Source organism: Pseudomonas sp. PA-1-3F, assembly GCF_021609665.1.
GTDB classification, from domain to species: domain Bacteria; phylum Pseudomonadota; class Gammaproteobacteria; order Pseudomonadales; family Pseudomonadaceae; genus Aquipseudomonas; species Aquipseudomonas paracarnis.
Genome location: NZ_WJZD01000028.1, coordinates 60,896 through 79,836, shown reverse-complemented (window position 1 = coordinate 79,836; position 18,941 = coordinate 60,896). Strand labels below are relative to the sequence as shown.

Annotated in this window: 17 protein-coding genes; 7 read left to right on the top strand and 10 right to left on the bottom strand. The window is 62.4% G+C overall.

Annotated features, from left to right (window positions below; all coding sequences use genetic code 11):
• Positions 1–174: 174 nt before the first annotated feature.
• From GIV26_RS20020 to GIV26_RS20010, 3 genes are all read right to left on the bottom strand, one after another.
• Positions 175–786 carry a 3'-5' exonuclease gene (locus GIV26_RS20020; RefSeq protein WP_054896175.1) on the bottom strand — a complete coding sequence of 204 codons (612 nt, stop codon included), beginning with the start codon at positions 784–786 and terminating at the stop codon, positions 175–177.
• Between the two features lie 25 nt (positions 787–811).
• Positions 812–1,288 (bottom strand): LabA-like NYN domain-containing protein, encoded by a 477-nt coding sequence (locus tag GIV26_RS20015; protein ID WP_003194396.1) that lies wholly within the window; start codon positions 1,286–1,288, stop codon positions 812–814.
• A gap of 118 nt (positions 1,289–1,406) precedes the next feature.
• Positions 1,407–2,132: a DUF2076 domain-containing protein gene (locus GIV26_RS20010; RefSeq protein ID WP_236281944.1), complete on the bottom strand. Its 726-nt coding sequence runs from the start codon at positions 2,130–2,132 to the stop codon at positions 1,407–1,409.
• Between the two features lie 182 nt (positions 2,133–2,314).
• On the opposite strand from GIV26_RS20010, the gene GIV26_RS20005 reads away from it, so the two are divergent.
• Together GIV26_RS20005 and GIV26_RS20000 are read left to right on the top strand one after the other, a co-directional pair.
• The gene (locus GIV26_RS20005; protein ID WP_032873246.1) at positions 2,315–2,974 is read left to right on the top strand and encodes a YciC family protein; all 660 of its coding nucleotides are present in this window, start codon (positions 2,315–2,317) and stop codon (positions 2,972–2,974) included.
• Positions 2,975–3,015: 41 nt separating this feature from the next.
• A complete protein-coding gene (locus GIV26_RS20000; RefSeq protein WP_236281943.1) occupies positions 3,016–4,104 on the top strand; it encodes an endonuclease/exonuclease/phosphatase family protein in 1,089 nt (362 codons plus the stop codon).
• Positions 4,105–4,107: 3 nt separating this feature from the next.
• On the opposite strand, the gene GIV26_RS19995 is transcribed toward GIV26_RS20000, so the two are convergent.
• Together GIV26_RS19995 and hrpB are read right to left on the bottom strand one after the other, a co-directional pair.
• Complete coding sequence (locus GIV26_RS19995) at positions 4,108–4,863, bottom strand: hydroxypyruvate isomerase family protein (protein WP_034126924.1); 756 nt, start codon at positions 4,861–4,863, stop codon at positions 4,108–4,110.
• A gap of 128 nt (positions 4,864–4,991) precedes the next feature.
• Complete coding sequence (gene hrpB / locus GIV26_RS19990) at positions 4,992–7,502, bottom strand: ATP-dependent helicase HrpB (RefSeq protein WP_236281941.1); 2,511 nt, start codon at positions 7,500–7,502, stop codon at positions 4,992–4,994.
• A 253-nt stretch (positions 7,503–7,755) separates the two neighbouring features.
• Between hrpB and GIV26_RS19985 the strand changes: the two genes are divergently transcribed.
• A complete protein-coding gene (locus GIV26_RS19985) occupies positions 7,756–8,175 on the top strand; it encodes a hypothetical protein (RefSeq protein WP_003194410.1) in 420 nt (139 codons plus the stop codon).
• Between the two features lie 9 nt (positions 8,176–8,184).
• Positions 8,185–9,078: a cation diffusion facilitator family transporter gene (locus GIV26_RS19980; RefSeq protein WP_054896180.1), complete on the top strand. Its 894-nt coding sequence runs from the start codon at positions 8,185–8,187 to the stop codon at positions 9,076–9,078.
• On the opposite strand, the gene GIV26_RS19975 is transcribed toward GIV26_RS19980, so the two are convergent.
• The gene (locus tag GIV26_RS19975; RefSeq protein ID WP_236281939.1) at positions 9,075–10,037 is read right to left on the bottom strand and encodes a DUF6515 family protein; all 963 of its coding nucleotides are present in this window, start codon (positions 10,035–10,037) and stop codon (positions 9,075–9,077) included. The two genes, GIV26_RS19980 and GIV26_RS19975, sit on opposite strands and share 4 nt — an antisense overlap.
• Before the next feature lie 427 nt (positions 10,038–10,464).
• On the opposite strand from GIV26_RS19975, the gene GIV26_RS19970 reads away from it, so the two are divergent.
• Positions 10,465–10,944, top strand: coding sequence for an Lrp/AsnC family transcriptional regulator (locus GIV26_RS19970; RefSeq protein WP_003194418.1), 480 nt, complete (start codon positions 10,465–10,467; stop codon positions 10,942–10,944).
• Between the two features lie 227 nt (positions 10,945–11,171).
• Positions 11,172–11,381 carry a DUF2788 domain-containing protein gene (locus tag GIV26_RS19965; RefSeq protein WP_025999909.1) on the top strand — a complete coding sequence of 70 codons (210 nt, stop codon included), beginning with the start codon at positions 11,172–11,174 and terminating at the stop codon, positions 11,379–11,381.
• Here GIV26_RS19965 and GIV26_RS19960 read toward each other — a convergent pair.
• From GIV26_RS19960 to GIV26_RS19945, 4 genes are all read right to left on the bottom strand, one after another.
• A complete protein-coding gene (locus GIV26_RS19960) occupies positions 11,376–12,011 on the bottom strand; it encodes a pseudouridine synthase (protein WP_034126920.1) in 636 nt (211 codons plus the stop codon). The genes GIV26_RS19965 and GIV26_RS19960 overlap by 6 nt on opposite strands.
• Before the next feature lie 71 nt (positions 12,012–12,082).
• Positions 12,083–13,555: an AMP nucleosidase gene (amn, locus tag GIV26_RS19955; protein WP_153475217.1), complete on the bottom strand. Its 1,473-nt coding sequence runs from the start codon at positions 13,553–13,555 to the stop codon at positions 12,083–12,085.
• A 182-nt stretch (positions 13,556–13,737) separates the two neighbouring features.
• Positions 13,738–15,390 (bottom strand): acyl-CoA dehydrogenase family protein, encoded by a 1,653-nt coding sequence (locus GIV26_RS19950; RefSeq protein WP_089042506.1) that lies wholly within the window; start codon positions 15,388–15,390, stop codon positions 13,738–13,740.
• A 68-nt stretch (positions 15,391–15,458) separates the two neighbouring features.
• Positions 15,459–17,858 carry a hybrid sensor histidine kinase/response regulator gene (locus tag GIV26_RS19945; protein ID WP_236281937.1) on the bottom strand — a complete coding sequence of 800 codons (2,400 nt, stop codon included), beginning with the start codon at positions 17,856–17,858 and terminating at the stop codon, positions 15,459–15,461.
• A 275-nt stretch (positions 17,859–18,133) separates the two neighbouring features.
• On the opposite strand from GIV26_RS19945, the gene GIV26_RS19940 reads away from it, so the two are divergent.
• Positions 18,134–18,931, top strand: coding sequence for a hydroxymethylpyrimidine/phosphomethylpyrimidine kinase (locus tag GIV26_RS19940; RefSeq protein ID WP_096144085.1), 798 nt, complete (start codon positions 18,134–18,136; stop codon positions 18,929–18,931).
• Positions 18,932–18,941 lie beyond the last annotated feature (10 nt).

Below are 18,941 nucleotides of genomic sequence, written 5' to 3'. Positions count from 1 at the left end.
ACTCCAGTGTTCTTGAGGCAGTAGCCGGATCAGAACCCGCGCTGTTTGCTGATCGTTCCCACGCTCTGCGTGGGAATGCCGCCCTGGGCGCTCTGCGTCCACTCTTAAAGTCGTGACGCGGAGCGTCTCCAGATGCATGCCCACGCGGAGCGTGGGGACGATCAGCGCCAGGCCTTAAAACCCGCGATGTTTCTTCAGGTGCTCATTGATCTTCGCGGCCGGCACTTTCTGCAAGGTGCACAGCAAGTCATGGGACAGCTCCCGCAAGCCATGAGTCTGGCGCAGTTCCTGGGCCAGGTGCGCTGTGAGGTTGGCGGCCATTTCCGCATCCGCCAGCGCCCGGTGAGCCTGGCCGGTGTGGGGCAGTTTGGCGTAGGCGTTGAGGGTGCCGAGCTTGTGGTTGGGCGCCGCCGGCATCAGGCGGCGGGCCAGCAGCAGGGAGCAGGCGAATTTCTGCAGGCGGGTGCGGCGGATCAGGCCCAGCTCAAAGTCCCAGAACTTCTGGTCGAACGCGGCGTTGTGCGCCATCAAGGGCGTGGTGCCGACGAACTCATTGACTTCGTTCATCACCCGTTCAGCCGGTGGCGCGCTGCGCAGCATGGCGTTGCTGATGCCGGTGAGCTGTTCGATAAACGCCGGTACGCGCACACCGGCGTTCATCAGGCTCTGGTAGCGGTCCACGATCTGCCCACGCTCGAGGATGACCACGCCAATCTCCGTGGCCCGGCAGTGGCTGCTGGGGGTGATGCCAGTGGTTTCAAAGTCGATGACCGCTATACGTTCCAAACCTGTTCCAACTCCGTTCTACGATCTATTTAAGCAACAACGCGCCTTCGATCGGCACGTAGTGGCTGGCGGCGCGTATCAATGAGTTGGCCGTCAGCCCCGGCACGCCGTAGGCCACGGCCCGCACGCCATGCTTGTGGATGATGCGTTCGAGCAACATGTCGAAATCACCGTCACCAGAGGCCAATACGACTTCGTCGACATGGTCGGCGGCGTCCATGATGTCCAGCGTGATGCCCACGTCCCAGTCGCCCTTGGCGGAGCCGTCGCTGCGCTGGATATACGGCTTGAGTTTTACCGTGAAGCCCAGGTTGCGCAGGATCTGCTGGAACTGCTGCTGCTTGCTGTCGCCGCGGTCGATGGCATAGGCGTACGCCTCGACAATCTGCCCGCGCGCGCTGATGTCAGCCCACAGGGCGGCGTAGTTGAAGTGGCAACCATAGGCCTGGCGCACGGTGTAGTAGAGGTTTTGCACATCGGCGAACACTGCAATTTTTTTCACCGCACTTCCTCATGGACAGCCAGGCGCCAGCGCCCGGAAAGGGCGCCAGTATGCCAGCCAAGGGAGCGTTTCCGGGAAAAATCAGACCGGAGCGCCGCAGCGCCCCGGGCCTGGTGTGTCAGACGAAGGAATCGTCGTCGCCAAAGGAAGAGGAATCGTCGGAATAATCGCTGTCGGCGAAGCTATCGGCGTTATTGCTGCCCCAGCTGTCATTGCCGGCAAACGTCTGGTCATCGTTGCCCCAGTTACCTGAATCACTGGCCGGTGCCGGTTGTTCGATGATCTCCTCCACCACCTGCGGTTGCTGGTTGTGATGGAACAGGCTGCTGATCCCTTCGGCCAGCAACACCCCACCGGCCACGCCGGCGGCGGTCTTCATGGCACCACCGAGGAAGCCACTGCCGGCTGGCGCGGCTGCCGGTGCTTGCGCCGGTTGATAGTTCTGCTGGGGCGCTGGCTGGTTGAACGATGGCCGCGCCGGTTCACGCCATCCGCCACCTGAGTTGCTCGGCGCAGGCTGTGGCTCACGGGAGCCGCCGCCAAAGATGCTCGACAGGAACCCACCACCGCTGGTCGGCGCAGGTTGCGTGGCCTTGGCCCGTTGCAGCTCGTCCTGCAATTGCTGAATCTGCTGGGCCTGTTGCTTGTTCTGCGCGTCAAGACTCTGCAGCGCATGTTCCTGTACCAGAATCGACTGGGTCATGTAGTAGCCGACGGCAGGTTGGCGAGCCATATGCTCCTTGATCCGCGCTTCGGCCTGGGCGTCGCGGGGGGCTGAGTCCGTTTCGGCTTGCTGCAACCGTGAAAACAGTCCATCGATCAGGGTTTGCTCTTCGCTGTTCATGGCGACCTCGTTAGATTGCCGATAAAAAATTCCGGTCCCGCCTGTGATCAGGCTGGGGGCTTTCCAGTTATGGGGATGTTACGAGTTGTTTCAATGGTCTTTACTCAAGGTTTACGTTTGCGCCCCTTGGACCCTGATCGGTTAAAGTGTGGCACTCTGCTTCCAGGCCTGTGATGACCCTGATGAATCCGTTAGACGTTTTGCGCGACTCCTTCCGCTTTACCCAGCGCAACCTGGGCGCCATCGTCCAGCTGTGCCTGCCATTGGTGATCCTCGAAGCCTTGCTGCAACAGGTGCTGGACCACACGCTGGGCCCGGATGCGTTTCCCGGCTACAGCGTGGTCGTAGGTTTGTTGGTGTACCCGCTGTACACCGGCGCCCTGATCCTGTTTCTCGACGCCCGCACCCGAGGCGAGTCGCCGCGCACCAAGGACGTGTGGGCCATGGCCTTGAGCCTGTGGCCGCGTTTTGCCCTGCTGACAGCCATGAGCACGTTGCTGATTCTGTTGGGGCTGTCGCTGTATTTCCTGCCGGGCTTGTGGCTGATGGTGGTGCTGGCGTTTGCCGAATACCTGCTGGTGCTGCGCGGCATGCCCGCCCTGGAGGCGATGAAGGAAAGCTTTCGCCTGACCCGCGGGCATTTCTGGCGCATCCTGGTGTGCCTGCTGTGCGTGATGACGCCGTTGTGGCTGCTCAAGGGCGCCAGCGTGGCGGCGTACCCTGAACCCGCGCCGTTGCTGGGTTTGCTGATGGACAGCGCCCACAGCTTCCTGCAACTGTTCACCAGCGTGGTGCTGTTCCGTTTATTCATGCTGATCGGTGGCGACGCCGACGTGCGGTGATATGCTCCGTGGCTCTTCTGACACGCATATAAGCCGAGCCGATGACCCGTTTATTGCGCATAACCCTGTTGAGCCTGTTGATCATCGCCGGCCTGCTGGCCGCGCTGATCTACAGCCTGACCTGGCGCCCTGCCGACAAAGAGACCCTGCCCGTCAGCTGCGTGGCACCCCGTGCCCCGACACTGCTGCCGGGGCAGGCGCTCAAGGTCATGACCTGGAATGTGCAATACCTGGCCGGCAAGAACTACGTGTTCTGGTACGACACCCCGGACGGCAGCGGCCCGGACGATCGCCCCACCGTCGAAGACATGGCCTTTAGCCTCGACGAAGTGGCGCGGGTGATTCGCGACGAACAGCCCGACATCCTGCTGTTGCAGGAAGTCGACGAAGGCGCCAAGCCTTCCCATTATCAGGACCAGCTTGCGCTGTTACAGGAGCGTCTGGTCGACCTCTACCCGTGCAGCGCCCAGGCCTTCGACTGGAAAGCCGACTTTGTGCCCAGCCTGCATATCTTCGGCAGCGTCGGGCGCAAGCTCGCTACGCTCAGCCGCTACCAGATCGAACATGCCGAACGCCTGCAATTGCCAACCGCCGACGCCAACTTTGTCAGCCGTCAGTTCCAACCCAAGCCGGCCCTGCTGCTGACGTATCTGCCCTTGAGCGACGGAGGCCAACTGGCGGTGCTCAACACCCGCCTGGACGCCGGTGCGCCAGGGCGCAGTGCCGTGCGGGAGCAAGTGACGAGTACGGTAAGACTGCTGGATAAACTCGAAGGTCGCGGCACACCCTGGTTGATTGGCGGGGATTTCAACCTGCTGCCACTGGGCCAGTTCCTGCGCCTGGACGCGGGCAAGCGTGGCCAGTATTCGCCGGACAGTGAGTTGCATCTGCTGTGGGACAAGTACCCGATGATCCCCAGCAACAGCCAATCCAGTGGCATCGACCGCGAGAAATGGCTGACGCACTTCCCCAACGACCCAGGCCTTGATGGCCCGGATCGCACGCTGGATTACCTGTTCTACAGCTCGCGGATCAAACGCGTGGAAGCCAAGGTGCGCCAGGAAGATACGTTGCGTATTTCCAATCACCTGCCGGTGATCGCCCGATTCCTGTTGCCTGCCGCGCAATAACCCCTAGGGTTTCAGGAGCGGCTTAAGCCACTCAAGGCTGGCAACCGTGGTGCCGGATGGGCGGTATTCACAGCCGATCCATCCTCGGTAGCCACGCTGCTCCAGCGCCGCGAACAAGCCAGCAAAGTCCATGGTCCCGGTGCCCGGCTCATGACGCCCCGGGTTGTCGGCGATTTGTACATGGACGGTCCTGTCGTAAAACTGCGCCAGCACCCCGGCTGGGTCGCCGGTCAACAACTGGGCATGGTAAAGGTCCAGAATCAGCCCGACACTCGTAAAGGTTTCCAGCACCTGCTGGGCCTTGCTGAAGTCAGACAGGTAATAGCCAGGCATCGCCTGCGGGCTGATGACTTCAATCAACGTTCGCAAACCCTGATCTTCAAGGTACTTGATCGCGTATTCCAGATTATTGGTGTAGGCAAGCGCGCTCTCATCCTGAGGCGTGGTCACGCCCGACATGATGTGCACATCCGAGCAGTTCAGCGCCTTCGCATAGCGGGCCGCCTCGCGCAGCCCCTCGCGAAATTCCTGTTCCTTGCCCTGCAAGGCAGCGATGCCTTTGGTCACGCCCGCTGGCGCCGCGAACTGAATCAACGGCAGGTTGTATTGGGCCAGATGGTCAGCGAGCAGGCTGGCGTCGAATTCATAGGGTGACGGGAACTCCACTGCCCTGAAACCGGCAGCGGCGGCGGCTTCGATGCGTTGCAGAAAAGGCAACTCGTTGAATTGGAAACCGAGGTGAGCATTGAACTTGAGCATTGGGTACATATCCATCCTAGGAAAAAACGAAATCATCAGCCTTGGGTGTCGTTGGCGGCCGAATCCCTGATTCCAAGCCTTCAGGTAATGAGCCCAGCCTGCGTAAAGACTGGGAATGACTTGAACACTCAGGGCTTTCTGGGCTTGATCCTGGCCGTCGCTTCCGCCACCAACGGGTCATCCGGCCAATAATGCTTGGGGTATCGCCCCTTGAGATCCTTCTTCACCTCGGCATAGGTACTGCGCCAGAAGTTCGCCAGGTCCTGCGTGACCTGCACCGGCCGGCGCGCCGGGGACAGCAAGTGCAACTTCACGGCCAGGCGCCCGCCGGCAATGCGCGGGGTGTCTGCCAGCCCGAACAATTCCTGCAAGCGCACCGCCAGGATCGGCGGCTGCTCGCTGTAGTCCAGGCGTACCGATGACCCCGACGGCACTTTCACATGCTGCGGCGCCAGCTCTTCCAGGCGTTGGGGCAAGGGCCAGGGCAGCAGGTTGTGCAGGTAGCTGGAGATATCCAGGTTGGCGAAATGGCTGAGGCGCGAGACCTTGCCCAGGTAAGGCATCAGCCAGTGTTCGAGGCTGGCGAGCAGGGCCTTGTCGCTGAGGTCGGGCCACTCGCTGGTGTTGCCGGCATCCAGTTGGCGCAGCAGCATCACACGGGCTTGCCACTGACGCAGTTCCGGGGTCCAGGGCAGCAGTTCCAGGCCTTTGCGGCGCACCAGGTTGACCAGCGCCTGGCTGCGGGCGGATTCGTCGAGGCCGGTCAGGGGTTCGCGGCTGAGCACCAGCTCACCGACTTTGCGTTGGCGCTCGGCACGCAAGACGCCTTCGCGCTCGTCCCAGTCGAGTTGGTCGACGTTGCGCACTTGCTCGGCCAGCACCGTGTCGAACAGTGCCGGATCAAAATCCGCCGCCAGGTAGATGCGTTCTTCGCGCTGGCCCTGGCGGCTGCCCAGGTCGGCGATCACCAGCCAGGGTTGTTTCATCAGGCTGTCGGCTTCGGCAAACAGCGCTGCGCGGCCATTGGCCAGGCGGTATTCAGCTCCACCGGGGCGACGTTGCTGGGCGACGCGGTCCGGGTAGGCCAGTGCCAGCAAGGCGCCGAGCCAGCGCGGGTGGTCGGGGTTGTCCACCGGCTGGGTCGCCTTGCCGCGCAGGTAGCCACGGTATTGCCGGGCCAGTTGCTTGGCGCGCTGCACGCCACCCTGGGCACCTCGCGCGCGCTCCTCGCCGGACATCAGCGCCAGGCGGCTGTGCAAGTCGGCACCGCCGCCGCGCAGGATATCGCGCTCGCCCAACAGCGCCGCCACGTCACAGGCGGTGGCGGCGAGCCCCAGGTCTTGGCCACGCAATAACAGGTGGGCAATACGCGGGTGGGCGGGCAACTCGGCCATCTTCTGGCCATGGGCGGTGAGGTTTTCGTCGTTCAATGCACCGAGGCGTTGCAACAGATCCTGGGCCTGGGCATACGCGGCTGTGGGTGGCGCATCCAGCCACACCAACTGGCTGGGCGTCACGCCCCAACGGGCCAGTTGCAAGGCCAGCCCCGCCAGGTCGGCGGCGAGGATTTCCGCGCTGCCATAAGCGGCCAGACCGTCGTGCTGGTCTTCGGACCACAATCGGTAACACACCCCTGGCTCCAACCGTCCTGCCCGACCGGCGCGCTGGGTGGCGCTGGCGCGGGAGATGCGCTGGGTGTCGAGGCGGGTCATGCCGCTGCCGGGGTCGAAACGCGGCACCCGAGCCAACCCGGCGTCGATCACCACGCGTACGCCGTTGATGGTCAGGCTGGTCTCGGCGATGTTGGTAGCCAACACCACTTTGCGCTTGCCGGCCGGCGCCGGGTCGATGGCGGCGCGCTGTGCATTGAGGTCCAGCTCGCCATGTAGAGGGCATAACAGCACGTCAGGGCGATCACTCAGGGCCTCGGCCAGTTGCTGGTTGACCCGGCGAATCTCCGCCTGCCCCGGCAGAAACACCAGCACGCTGCCGGTTTCATCCTCCAGGGCTTCGAGGATGGTTTGCACCACGCGCGGCTCGACAAACTCCCCGGCCTGGTAAGGGCGCCCCCAGCGCATCTGCACCGGGAACATGCGCCCCTCACTGCGCAGGATCGGCGCGTCATCCAGCAAGCCCGCCAAGCGCTCGCCCTCAAGGGTGGCGGACATCAGCAGGATCTTCAGCGGCTGCTCGTCGCGAAACAGCTCGCGGCCGTTAAGGCTCAGGGCCAGCGCCAGGTCGGCGTCGAGGCTGCGCTCGTGGAATTCGTCGAAGATCAACAAGCCCACGCCATCCAGCGCCGGGTCGTCCTGCAGGCGGCGGGTGAGGATACCTTCGGTGACTACCTCGATGCGCGTGTTGGGGCCGACTTTGCTGTCCAGGCGAATGCGGTAGCCCACGGTCTCACCGACCTTTTCACCCAGCTCACTGGCCAGCCGTTCGGCAGCAGCGCGGGCAGCCAGGCGCCGGGGTTCGAGCATCAGGATGGTTTGCCCGGCAAGCCACGGCTCATGCAACAAGGCCAAGGGCACGCGGGTGGTTTTACCGGCGCCGGGGGGCGCTTCCAGCACGGCTTCATGGCGATGAGCCAAGGCGTCACGCAGGGCGGGTAAAACATCATCGATCGGCAACGAATTCATACTGGCTCCAAAGCAGAGCGGCGAGTATAACGGCGAACTGCCGGATGCCGATGCGGGTCTCAAAAACACCCGCGCTTTGGGCTGTGAATGCAGTCGAGGGTGGGAGCTGGCTTGCCTGCGATAGCGGTGTGACAGTTGCCGCTGTATTCCCCGAGCCGACGCTATCGCAGGCAAGCCAGCTCCCACATGGGTTCATCGGCGCCTGGCCGATCTGGCTTATAGTCACCCTTAAATATGTTCAGGAGACTTTTTCATGCGTATCGCTTCCCGTGTCATCGGCGGTGTCCTCGCCGTTACCCTGCTGAGCCAACTCACCGCCTGCGGGTCGATTTTCTACCCCGACCGCCGTGGCCAGATCGACGGCAAGATCGACCCTACCATCGCAGTACTCGATGCCCTCGGCCTGTTGTTTTATGTGATCCCCGGCCTGATCGCCTTCGGTGTCGACTTCGCCACCGGCGCCATTTACTTCGAACCGGGCAAGACCGCCCAGGTCGCCCCCGAGAAACTGCACGAAGCCATCGGCGCCGACGGCACGGTTGATAACGCCAAGCTGCAAAGCATCATCCAGAAAGAAACCGGCCGCACCTTGCCGCTGGACGACCCGCGCCTGATCCAGTTCAAGGGCAGCGTGCAGCAACTGGCGGCCCTGGGCCTGCAGCCTGCCGCGTAAGGACAGCTCATGACCAGCAGCCCCGAACACGCAAGGCTTCTGCGCCTGGCCACCCGCGCCTCGGTGGGCGTGGCCTGTGTGTTGATTGTGACCAAGGCCATCGCCTGGTGGCTCAGCGGCTCGGTGAGCATGCTCGCCGGGCTGACCGACTCACTGCTCGACGGCGTCACTTCGCTGTTGAATTTGCTGGCAGTGCATTACGCCTTGCGCCCGGCCGATGACGATCACCGTTATGGGCATGGCAAGGCGGAGTCGCTGGCGGGGATGGCGCAGGCCTTGTTTATCGCCGGCAGTGCGGTGCTGATTGCGCTCCAGGCGTATGAACGGCTCAAGCACCCAGAGCCGGTTGGCGCACCGTGGTTGAGTATCGGCGTGATTATCTTGTCCCTGGCGCTGACCGTGGCTCTGCTGGTGCTGCAACACCGCGTGGTGCGCGAGACCGGCTCCAATGCGGTGCGCGCCGACTCGCTGCATTACCGCTCGGACTTGCTGCTCAATGGCAGCATCCTGATTGCGCTGGTGTTGGCAGGTTTTGGCTTTCATCAGGTCGACGCCTGGTTTGGCCTGGGGATCGCCGCCTACATTCTGTGGAGCGCGATCCAGATCGCCCGGGAAAGCTTTGCGGTGCTGATGGATGAAGAGTTACCGCCAGACGTCAGCCAGCACATGCTGGAACTGGCCCGGGGCGTACCCGGCGTGCTGGGTGCCCACGACTTGCGTACGCGGGTTTCCGGCAACCACTGGTTTGTGCAGTTGCACCTGGAGTTGCCGGGCGAGTTAACGCTGTCGGTGGCCCACGGCATCAGCGACCAGGCCGCCGATGCCATCCACCGGGAATATCCGAAGGCCGAAGTGCTGGTGCATGCCGACCCGCGGGAAGTGGTCACCGGCAACAAAACCTAGTACTGCACCTGATATCCACGACTGCCCAGGCAGTTGCCCTGGGCCTGGCGGTAAGTTTGTACCACCGCAGGGTCCGGGGCATAGGTAACGGTGCGCGGGTCTAAGCCACTTTGTTGCACCGCCCAGCGATAACAGTCGTAGCCGTCCTGCTGTACCTGGGCTGGCGATTGGCCGTTGGCCGGGTAAGCCACCACGTCATAGCCGTTGCCTTGAGGCGTCGGCGGAGGTGATGGCACCTGCGTCGGTGGTTGTACCACCACGTATTGCTGGGTGCTTTGCTCGTAGGCGTAATAGGCGCCTGCGGCGAGGAACAACAGCGAGCCGCCTACCCACACTTCACGTGCGTAGTCCGGCAGGTAATGCACGCGAATGCCATAGGGCGGCGTCACCACTACGTAGCGTGGGCCTTGGGGGCGATACCAGTAGCCGCCGGAGAAAAAGTAGTCCTGGCCACGGTAAGGCACGCGGTAATTGCGATCGGGGAAACGGTCGATGACATATCCAGGGCGATGCTGCGGGCCTGGGCCCCAGCCATTGCCATGCCCGTCGGGGCGGCCTGGCCAGCGGTTATCACCGGGGCGATCGTTACTCGGACGCGAACCGGGGCCGCCGGCCTCCCAATGCCGGTTGTCATCGGGGCGTCTGGGAATATCACGGTAATAACCCTGGCGCGGCTCCTGGGTCTGGCGCACGGTATCGGGCCGGCCCTGGATCGGCAGGTTATTGGAGGGTTGCGGTTGCGGTGCTGGTCGCCCCGGCTCATGACCTTGAGGCCGGCCTTGCCATTGGCCACCCTCGTGCTCGCCGCCACGATCACCCTGCGGGTTTTGTGGCCGTGGCTGATTGTGCTCAGGCCGTTGCCCCTGGCCCGGTGAGTTATCGCGTTCGTCGGCTATCGCCTGGGAGCCGACGCTGACCACCAGCAAACCAACACCTGCCATACGCCAGATGCACTTCATGCTTTTCCTCACTGCGGATTGGGGCTTGATCATGAGACTGGAAAAGCCTCGCCCGGTTCTGAGACAGGTTATCAGTCACGAGAACTATTTTCTGAAGGCAAAACGCGCACAAAGAAAAAGGGGTGACCCGTCGGCCACCCCTTGAGAATTTCGTCCTGGCTCAACGCTTTTGACGTTGGCTCACCTCACGCCGTCTTGTGGACAGTGTGCAGCCTGGAGGCCGGCTCAACCCTGCTGGGGCGGCGGCCGCAACGGGCCTGATTGGGCGCGCTGCTGTGGACTGTTGTCCAGGCGGTGATTCTGTTGGTAATCATAGGCGTGCCGGGCGGGCAGAGGATTGCGAAGATTGCGTCAATAAACAGTGCTTGCGCAATTTTTAACCCTTCATGGATAATTCACCGCAATAGTTACGACAAAGGCCAACCCAATGAGCAAGCTTGACCGATACGACCTGAGTATTCTGGCGGAATTGCAGCGCGACGCGAGGATCTCCAACCAGGAGCTGGCCGAACGCATCGGCCTGTCGCCTTCGCCCTGCTCACGCCGGGTCAAGCAATTGGAGGACGACGGCTACATCGCCCGCCAAGTCGCCCTGCTCGACCGCAAGATGCTCGGCCTGAGCCTTACGGCCTACGTACTGATCGGCATGGACCGTCACACGCCGGAACGCTTCGAGAATTTCGAAGCCGCCATCCGCACCCTGCCGCAAGTGCTGGAGTGCAGTTTGGTGACCGGGATGGATGCGGACTACCAGTTGAAGGTGGTAGTGCCGGACATGGATCACTATCAGAAATTGCTTCTGGGGCATCTGACCCGAATTGAAGGGGTGACCAGCGTGCGCTCCAGCTTTGTGCTCAACCAGGTATTGAACAGCACCGAACTGCCCTTGACCCACCTGCGCACCTGAGAACAACGATGTTCAACTGTAGGAGCGAGCTTGCTCGCGAAAAACGTTAACGATAACCCGTGCCTCCTGAATGAACGCGGCGTCTGTGAGTTTTTCGCGAGCAAGCTCGCTCCTACAATGGCATCAGGCCCCCCACAGTTTGACCGTGCAGGACTCAGGTCAATGTTGCGTTTGTGACGCTGCCGTATACTGCTCGCTTGTCTTGTCGGAAGAGCCCCATGAACAACATCGACCCCGCCCTGTTTGAAGAATGGATGATGACCGGCCTGGTCACTATCCTCATCATTTTCATGGGCTTCATCGTCTGGGACCTGGCGAAGAAATCCAAGGCCGGGCGCTTTGGTTCGTTCATCCTGTTTTTCGTGCTGGGCCTGGGCGTGGCGGCGTTCATCATCAAGAGCGTGGTGATCGGCCTGATTGAATCCGGCGCCTTATAAGCGCGCCGGCACTGCCTTCCACTGGCCTTGATCCAGGCCATCGATCGACCACTCACCAATACGCACGCGCACCAGGCGCAGCGTCGGCAAGCCCACTGCTGCGGTCATGCGCCGTACCTGACGGTTGCGCCCTTCACGAATCACCAACTCCAGCCAATACGTCGGCACGCTTTTGCGAAAGCGTACCGGCGGGTTGCGCGGCCATAATGCCGGCTCATCCAGTTGCCGCGCCTCGGCCGGCAAGGTCATGCCGTCGTTGAGTTCCACGCCTTCACGCAGGCGTTGCAGCTGCTCTTCAGTCGGCTCGCCTTCCACCTGCACCCAATAAGTTTTCGCCAGCTTGTGTTTGGGGTCAGCGATGCGCGCCTGGAGCTGACCGTCGTTGGTCAACAGCAGCAGGCCCTCGCTGTCACGGTCCAGGCGCCCTGCCGGGTAAATGCCGGGGATATCAATAAAATCCTTGAGGGTGGCGCGCCCACCTTCATCGCTGAACTGGGTCAGCACATCGAAGGGTTTATTGAACAGGATCAACTTGGGCTCGGCCGGTGGCGCCTTGGCAACGCGGCGAGCGGCAGAGTGTGGTGGTTTCACGCCAGGGCGGCGCGAATCGGGACGGCTGGGACGGGACATGGCAAAGGAACATCTAACGGTCAGGACCGACAATGCTAGTGGCCTGACCGCTAAATGACCATCCCAACCGCTTAGCGGAACGGCGGCTCGTCGAAGCTGCGCAGTTTGCGCGAGTGCAGGGAGTTGAGTTCGGTGCGCAACAGGTCGACCGCCTCGATGCCGATCTTCAAGTGCTGGCTGACCGCACGCTCGTAGAACGCGTTGGCCGAACCCGGCAGCTTGATCTCGCTGTGCAAGGGTTTGTCCGATACGCACAACAAGGTGCCGTAAGGCACGCGCAAACGGTAACCCTGGGCGGCGATGGTGCCGCTTTCCATGTCCACGGCCACGGCACGGGACAGGTTGATCAACGGCCGCTCCTGGGCCCAGCGCAGTTCCCAGTTCCGGTCGTCATAGGTCAGCACGGTACCGGTGCGCAGGCGTTTTTTCAGCTCTTCGCCTTTTTCGCCAGTGACCTTGGCAGCCGCCTGCTGAAGCGCCAGCTGCACTTCGGCCAGGGCCGGAATAGGGATGTTCGGCGGTACCACGCGGTCGAGAATCCCGTCGCGGCGCATATAGGCGTGGGCCAGTACGTAGTCGCCGATGGTCTGGGATTGGCGCAGGCCGCCGCAGTGGCCGATCATCAGCCAGCAATGCGGGCGTAGTACGGCCAGGTGGTCGGTGATGTTCTTGGCGTTGGACGGGCCTACGCCGATGTTCACCAAGGTCACGCCGTGGCCGTCAGTGGCCTGCAGGTGATACGCCGGCATCTGGTAGCGGTGCCAGACCACGCCGGCGGCAATGGCCGAGGCTTCGCCGTGGTCCATGCTCTTGTCGATCACCACGTTGCCGGGCAGCACCATACGGATAAACCGCGGGTCGCTGCGCAGTTGCTCCAGGCCATGCAGGATGAACTGGTCCACGTAGCGGTGGTAGTTGGTCAGCAAGATCCACGGCTGCACATGGCGCCAGTCGCTGCCGGTGTAATGCACCAGACGACGCAGGGAAAAGTCCACGCGGGCGGCATCGAACAGGGCCAGGGGCAGTGGGTCGGTGTTTTCCCAGTCGTACAGGCCATCGGCAATGCCGTCGGTGGCGGCGGACAGGTCGGTACTGGGGAATACACGAGCCAGGGTCGCGGCGGTGACGCCGGAGCCGGCCAGTTCATCACCCTGCTCCACCACATAGGGGTACGGGATGTTCTGCTGGCTGACGCCCACTTCCACGGTCACGGTGAAGTCGTGCATCAGCGGCACCAGTTGCTCCAGCAGGTACTTACGGAACGCGGCCGGGTGGGTCACGGTGACGCTATAGGTACCGGGCAACTGCACCTTGGCATACGCACGGGTGGTCTGTGGGACTTCGCCGTGGCAGTGGTAGGTCAGGCGCAGTTCCGGGTAGCGAAACAGTGCGCGTTGAGCGGCGTCGGGTTCGACGCGGTCCTTGAGGTATTGCTTGAGCGCTTGGTTGAGCGCGCCAGTCGCACGCTCATGCAGCGCCGCCAGCCGGTCCACGGCTTCTTCGGCGGTTTTAACGACAACAAAAGCTTCGGTCACGGTAAGCATCCTGTGTTCTGACTTGCAGGCCTTTATCTTGCCTGTATCCAGGCCTCACCGAAACACCGGAAGTGGAATGCTTTGATAGGTGGGAGCTGGCTTGCCTGCGATAGCGGTCTATCAGCCACATAATTGCTGGCTGGACCACCGCTATCGCAGGCAAGCCAGCTCCCACATTTGACTGTGTTTATTCAGAGGGATTGTGGGGTTGAGCGGGCGACAATAGCTTGCACATCCACCCCACGCGGCAAGGTGCCATATACCCGCCCCGACGACTCACCCAACCGACTGGCGATAAACCCGTCGCTCACCGCCGCATTACCCGCCTCCAACAGCAACTTGGCCTGCAACGCCAGGGCAATGTCCTCGGTCAGTTGCCGTGCCCGATACTGGATATCCTGGGTGTCCATGAACGCCGCCTTCAACTGCTCGATATGCCGCGCCAGCTGTTTGTCGCCATGGCCATCCCCCAGCTCCACAAACAGCACCTCCAGCACACCCGGCTCTTTGGACAACGCACGCAGCACGTCCAGGCATTGCACATTGCCAGAGCCTTCCCACGTGGAGTTAACCGGTGCCTCACGGTAAAGACGCGGCAGGATGCTGTCTTCCACGTACCCGGCGCCGCCCATGCATTCGGCGGCTTCGTTGATCATTGCGGGCGCGCGCTTGCAGATCCAATACTTGCCCACGGCTGTGACCAGCCGGGCGAACTTGGCTTCATGTTCATCATCAAGCTGATCCAGGGCGCGCCCCATGCGCAGGCTCAAGGCCAGGGCCGCTTCGCTTTCCAGGGCCAGGTCGGCCAGCACGTTCTGCATCAGCGGCTGCTCGCTGAGCACGCGGCCACCCACCTGGCGATGGGCGCAGTGATGGCTGGCCTGGGTCAGCGCCTGGCGCATCAAGGCGCTGGAGCCGACCATGCAATCGAAGCGGGTCATGGCGACCATTTCGATGATGGTGGGAACGCCGCGGCCTTCTTCACCGACCATCCACGCCAGGGCGCCGCGAAATTCCACTTCGCTGGAGGCGTTGGAGCAGTTGCCGAGTTTGTTCTTCAAGCGCTGGATATAGAACTCGTTGCGCGTGTCATCCGGGCGGTGCCGGGGCAGCAGGAAACAGGTCAGGCCCTTGTCGGTCTGGGCCAGGGTCAGGAAGCCATCGCACATCGGTGCCGAGCAGAACCATTTATGCCCCACCAGTTCGTAGGCTTGGCCGGGGCCACCCGCGCCTACGGGGTAAGCGCGAGTGGTGTTGGCGCGTACGTCGGTGCCGCCCTGCTTCTCGGTCATGGCCATCCCGATAGTGACGCCGGCCTTGTGGGCGATGCCGACATTGCGTGGGTCGTAGTGGGTATTGAGTACTTTAGGCAGCCAGAGGTCCGCCAGCTCCGGTTGCAGGCGCAGGGCCGGGACGCAGGCGAAGGTCATGGTCAGCGGGCAGCCGCTGCCGGCTTCGGCCTGGCTATGCAGGTAGGTCATCGCCGCACGCGCCACATGGGCGCCAGGCTGCGGGTGGGCCCACGGCAACGACGGCAGGCCATGCTCGACGGCGGTGCGCATCAACTCGTGATAAGCCGGGTGAAACTCCACCAGGTCGATACGATGACCATAACGGTCATGGCTGCTGAACACCGGTTTATTCTGGTTGGCCAGGAACCCGGCTGCCATCAACGGCCCACCGGCCAGCGCACCGTAGGCATCAATGCGCGCTTGGGCCCAACCGGCGCCGAAGCGGCGTGACCATTCCTGCAAAGGCAAGTCGATGCGATACAGGTTAGTGCCGTCCAGGGACGGTGGCTGGTTGGTGACGTCGTGGGTTTCGGCAAACTGATGCAGGTTCATGACGGGCCTCCTGGAAAAAAGGCCGCATGAAAAGTGACCTTCAATTCAGTTAAGCACCGTACAGGGCCTTAAAAAAGTGGCATACGCGCCGAATGCTCGGCGCTTTCACCCTCATCCGCACACAGCACGCTGCGCTCAAGCGCCGCCTGCAAGGCGTCGAAACGCACCGGTTTGGCCAGTCGGTCCGTCATGCCAATGCCATGGCAGCGCTCACGCTCCGGCCCATTGGGCGAAGTGCTCAGGGCGATCACCGGTAATTCACCGCAGCCGGGCAATGCGCGAATCTGGCAGCACAACGAAAAGCCACCCTCTGGCACATCCAGCAGCACGGCGTCGAAGCTGTGCCCCTGCAATGCAGCGAGCGCCGCCGGGCCGCTGTCCACGGTTTTGACCCGGTAACCGAGCTTGAGCAACATGCCACGCACCGCCAACTGGCCCACGCTGTTGTCGTCCACCAACAGCACCGTGCACTCCTGAGGCGCACGCTGTGCAGGCAAAGCCTGCGCGGCCGGCGTCACCTGCTGCGGCACGGCGCTGACGTCCACTTCCAACTGGAAGCGGCTGCCTTTACGGGGCTCCGAATGATGGGTCAGGCGCCCGCCCAGCAGTTCGATCAACTGCCGGCAAATCGCCAGGCCAATGCCCAGGCCGCCGTATTCACGCGTCATCGAGCCGTCCAACTGAAAGAAACGCTGATACAGCGTGGCCTCATCGAGAAAGGCAAAGCCGATACCGGTGTCGGTGACGATAAAGCTCAAGTGCAAGGCCCCATCCCCTTGCGGCACCCCCACCACACGCAAACGAACCGCGCCGACGTGGGTGAATTTGAACGCATTGTCGAGCAGGCAATCCAGGCACTGACGCAACTTTTGGGCATCGCCGATGAGCCGGTCTGGCAGCTCATCCGCGACGTCAATGGAGAACGCCAGGCCCTTGGCCTGGGCGCTGCCGGTGAACTGCTGGCGCAAGGTATCGAGCTCGCCGCGCAGGCTGAACACTTGCGGCTGGGCCACCAGGCGACCGGCCTGCAACTCGGTGAGGGTGAGGATGCCGTTGACCATGCGCATCATGTCCCGCGCCGAGCCGGCGGCGGTTTGCTGGTACTGCGTCAGGTCATCGTCCAAAGGCACGGTTTGCATCAGTTCCAAAGAGCCGATCACACCGTTCATCGGCGTGCGCAATTCATGGGTCAGGGTGGCGAGAAATTCGTCTTTGAGGCGATTGCTGCGAGCCAGTTGCTGGTTGAGCGCTTCCAGCTTCTGGCTGGCATCGAGGAGAATCTGCGCCTGCTGTTCGCGCATGCCGTTGATACGGTCGGCCAGGGCCAGGGACAACAGCGCCACTTCAATGGCTGAGCCGAGCTGGCTGGCGTACATGGTCAGGAACACGTTAGGCAGATAACCCAGCACCATCAGGGTATTGATCACCCCGCCGAGCAGGAAGGCCGACCAGGCGATGATGAAATAACGCGCCATGCGCTGCCCGCAATACCAGGCTTTGATGGCCGCCACGAAGATGGTCACGGTAAACACCAGCGCCAGCGCAGTGGCCAGGCGCAGGGCCACGGCGTAACTGGTCAACAGCGCCAGTGCCATCACCAACCCGCCACAGGCCGCCAGCGCCAGCAGGATGCGGTTGAGCCAGCGGCTGTGCTGCGCGGTGTGCAGGAAACTGCGCGCGAACAGGCTGCCGAACAAGGCCGCCGAGCCGATCAGGAAGGGAACCGCGGCATTCGCCCACCAGGGGTTGTTCGGCCAGAAGTACTCCACCGCAACGCCATTGACCGACAGCTGATACAAGCCGAACGAAGCGATATAGAAGATGTAATAGAGGTAGCTGGTGTCGCGTACGCTCAGGTAGATGAACAGGTTGTAGATCAGCATGCCCAGCAACACACCGTAGATGGCGCCGAGCACGTACAAACGCAACGGTTGCTCTTCCATGTAGGCGGTGCCCGCCCACAACGTCAGCGGTGCCTGGATCGAGCCTTGGCTTTGCAAGCGCAGGTAGACGGTTTGTTGCTGGTCGGGCAAGAAGCTGAGCTTGAACAGGTAGTTGCTCTGGCTCACCTCACGGCTGGAAAACGGCAATGCGCTGCCGGTGCGGGCGGTGAGGCGGTAGTGGCCGGTGCCGTCGTTCTGGTAGAGGTCCAGGCGATTGAGCGGCGGGTAGGCCAGTTCCAGAAACCAGGTGCGTGGTGCGCGGGGATCTTTGGCGGTGTAGTGCAGGTTGACCTTCAGCCAGAACACCGAGCGTGAATAGCCGGCATTGAGCGTGTCTTTGTCGTGGGTCTTGAATTGGGCGGCATAGGCGGGGGAACTGACATCGGCGATGGTGAGGGCATCGGTTGGGTCTTCGAGCACTTGCATGACCCGGCCCAACGGGAGGCTGCGCGTGTCCTGGTTGAACTCGACAGCGCCGGCGAGCATCGGTAGCCCGCACAATATAAACATCAGCAAATAGCGCATAGAGCCCCAGCGTAGCCTGGTCCGGTTGTGTCAAAAGCCCCCCATTCCTTTTGAGAAGACGTACACCGGCGATACAGTAAGTTATTGGGATGCACTTTAGCATAGCCAGTAAAAGCCATTAGCCACTGCCGGAACTTTTTTTAGAACAGCTCTAGCGCAATGCTTTCAGACCACTGCGTTGCAGCGTTCGGCCACGCAAAGCGACGCTGCAGCAGCAAACTTCTGCCATCGCCAGGCAGCCACGCAAAAAGCGTTTGGTGGTAAGCTCGCGCACCATGAATATCTACAGTTCTCGCCCCGTTGTCCTCTGTCTCTCCGGCCACGATCCCAGTGGTGGCGCCGGCCTGCAGGCAGATATCGAAGCCCTGCTCGCCCAGGGTTGCCACGCGGCCCCGGCCGTCACCGCGCTGACCGTGCAGAACACCGTCAATGTCAGTGATTTCCGCGTGCTTGACCGTGAGTGGGTACTGGCCCAGGCCAATGCCGTGCTCGGCGACTCTGAAGTCGCGGCGGTCAAGCTGGGCATGCTCGGCTCCACTGCGATGGTCGACACCGTGGTCGAACTGCTGCAGGCGCACCCGCATTTGCCGGTGGTCTGCGACCCGGTGCTGCGCGCCGGCGGCGGCGGTAGCCTGGGCAAGGACGAGGTCGGTTATGCGATGCGCGAGCGGCTGCTGCCCCTGTCATTGATCGCCACCCCCAACCTGCCAGAAGCGCGCATCCTCGCGGAACTGCCCGACGGCAGCGCCGACGACTGCGCCAAGAAGCTGCTGCCGTACATCAAGCACCTGCTCATCACCGGCGGCCATGGCGATGAGCACGAAGTGCACAATCGCCTGTACAGCCGCGACGGCACGCGCCAGACCTTTACCTGCCAGCGCTTGCCCGGCAGTTATCACGGCTCGGGTTGCACCTTGGCCAGTGCGCTGGCCGGGCGCATTGCCCAGGGTGAAGGCCTGGCCAGCGCCGTGCAATCGGCCCTCAACTACACGTGGCGTACCCTGCGTGATGCCGAACAACTCGGCCAGGGCCAGTTCGTGCCGCGCCGATTGCCGCTGGATTTCTGCTCGTAACTTATCGCTC